The 2,296-nt window shown below is 67.6% G+C and carries 2 protein-coding genes and 1 pseudogene; 1 reads left to right on the top strand and 2 read right to left on the bottom strand.

Annotated features, from left to right (window positions below):
- Positions 1-518 (bottom strand): annotated as a pseudogene (locus AX681_RS04630) (hypothetical protein); the annotation flags it as partial.
- Between the two features lie 7 nt (positions 519-525).
- Positions 526-1,731: a 2OG-Fe(II) oxygenase family protein gene (locus tag AX681_RS04625; protein WP_066657579.1), complete on the bottom strand. Its 1,206-nt coding sequence runs from the start codon at positions 1,729-1,731 to the stop codon at positions 526-528.
- 104 nt (positions 1,732-1,835) lie between these two features.
- On the opposite strand from AX681_RS04625, the gene AX681_RS04620 reads away from it, so the two are divergent.
- Positions 1,836-2,296 (top strand): lasso peptide biosynthesis B2 protein (locus tag AX681_RS04620; RefSeq protein ID WP_066681887.1); only part of this gene is annotated, 461 nt, incomplete at its 3' end.

The following is a 2,296-nucleotide window of genomic DNA, read 5'->3' as shown; positions in this document are numbered from 1 at the left end:
GCCGCAGCCTCGCCCGCCGCGAACCAGCCACCGGCCAAGCCCTGCGCCTGCGTACCGGTGTCCCGGGAAAACGCGATCGTGTCGTCACCGATCAGCGCCGCGCCGGCCGCCACCAGCTGGGCCAGAACCGTCGATTTGCCCGAGCCCGATGCACCGGCAATAGCCACGGTGCCGCCGCCTGGCAGCTGCACCGCACCGGCATGGAGCACGAACCGCTCACGCAACCACAGCATAGCCGGCAACGCGGTGGCGACCAGCATGTCCGATACCATGTCGGACTGCGCAGCAGGATCGGGGGCAACGCGGATCGCCCCTTGGCTGATCCAATAGCGCGCGACGTCGGGGCAGGTGAAGCACAGGCCATCCTGCGTCCGCGCGTAGACCGATGTATCGGCGATCGCTTGGGGCGGCTCCAGCACGATCGACACGTCGGGCGGTCCCGACCCGATCGTCCCGATCGCACCAGGAACCGCGAGCTGCGTATCCAGCCGCAGCCCGTAGCCGGTCAGGCGCTGCATCGACCGATCAGCCGGGCCAGATGTCGAACGCGACGCAGATCCGGCGCTCGGCCGACCCGTGCGGGAAGGTGCGGTGGTAGCAATGCGACGGGAACAGCATCACCGTGCCGCCCTGTGGCCGCACGACGGTGCTGCCAAAGGCCTGCGCCGCATCATCGCCGACAATATCCTCGGGCACGCCGAAGGCGATGCAGCCCGCCGCATCGGTGCCCGTCGCGATCCCCTCAGGCACCTGAACGTAATAGACCCCGCTCAGCCAGCCGAACTGGTGGACATGCCAGGTTTCGAATCCGGTGCTCTCGGTGATGACGCACCAGCTGTGCAAGATGCCGGAGCCGGGCCGGGCGCGCAGCCAGGGATGTCCGTCGGACTCCAGCGTCGCGAGATGCGCGTCGATCGTCCCGATCAGAGCGTCCAGCAACTGGCGCACGCGCGGGGCCTGTCCGGTGGCTGGCGCATCGATCCGCCAGGTCTGTTCGGATGCTGTGCCATAGCGTTCGTAGCGCAGCCCGGGATGGGTCAGCAATTCGTCCGCCAGTGCGGCGTTGAAGGACGCGATATCGGCGAACCCGTCGGGCGGGGCGAGCGTGCCGCGATAGGCGAACCGGCCCCACCCGTCCTGCGCCCGCGCGGCTTCGATCCGGCCAAGCTGCGCCAGGGCCAGCGTCTGTGCCGCGAACAGCCGCGAATGGCCCACCCCCTGCGCATCGAGCTGCGCCATGGCGTCGAGCACCCGTTCGGGCGCGCCATTGTCCAAATGCAGGCTGGCCAGACGCTTGCACGCGTCCTTGTTATGCGGATTGTGGATCAGCGCCTGTTTCAGAACGTGCTCGGCGGCGTCGGTTGCGCCCATGCGGCGCAGCACCTTGCCCTGCGCGGCCAGAGCGGAGGCGCGCTGAATTCCCTGGTCGGCAGCGTCGAAGGCCATTGTGGCGATATCCGCAGCGCGCGCATTGTCCTCCGGTCGTTCCAGCGCGGTATGCGCATGCACCAGCAGCTGAAGCTCGGTGAAGCCGAGGCCGGACAGGTCGACGCCTTCATACAGTGCAATCGTCTCGACGAACCGGTCGTTGAAACTCAGCAGCCCGGCGAGCCGTTCGCGCAGCAGCGGGGATTCAGGATTGCGTGCATAGGCGGCCTGCAGCAATGCGCATTCGGCGGCTGCGGTGATCCGCTTCCCCACTTCATGGTCGATCTTCATGTGATCGGTCATGTGCCCCCTCGCCGCGCCCATTGGACAGAGCCATTGGCAGTGCTAGTGCATGCCCCGGAAGCCCCGGCGTCACAAGTCGAAATACAGTGGATGGAGGCAGTTACGTGTCGCGCACCGCGATCATCGCGCGCAAATTGGCGGTAGCGCGGCGTCAGCCGGTGTTCGTGCTGCTGTGGCTGGCTCCGGCATGGGCACTGATCGGCCTGTCGTCGGCCGTCATCGCCCTCCTCCCGTTTCGCCGCATTGCGCCGTGGCTAGGGGTCAATCTTGGTGCAACCGCACATCGCCCCGCCGCCACACCGCAACAGATCGCCCGGGCGCGGTTGATCGGTCGAACCGTGTCGATTGCCGCGTCCTACGCGCCGTTCCGGTCCAATTGCCTGCCCCAGGCAATGGCCGCCAAGGCTCTGTGCGCGCTGTGGCGGGTGCCCTGCGCCATCATATTCGGGATCGAGCGCGAGCGGCCGACGGGTGAGCTGACCGCACATGCCTGGACCAGTTGCGGCGATGCCGTGCCGACCGGCGGGGCACATTGCTTCGCAACGCACGTGCCCCTGTCCTGCTT

The organism is Sphingomonas sp. CCH9-E2, assembly GCF_001557215.1.
Classification (GTDB): Bacteria; Pseudomonadota; Alphaproteobacteria; order Sphingomonadales; family Sphingomonadaceae; genus Sphingomonas.
This window is presented reverse-complemented; position numbering and strand designations above follow the sequence as displayed.

Excerpts from the sequence above, each read along its gene's own strand:
- AX681_RS04625 (WP_066657579.1), bottom strand. The coding sequence starts at position 1,731 with ATGACCGATCACATGAAGATCGACCATGAAGTGGGGAAGCGGATCACC.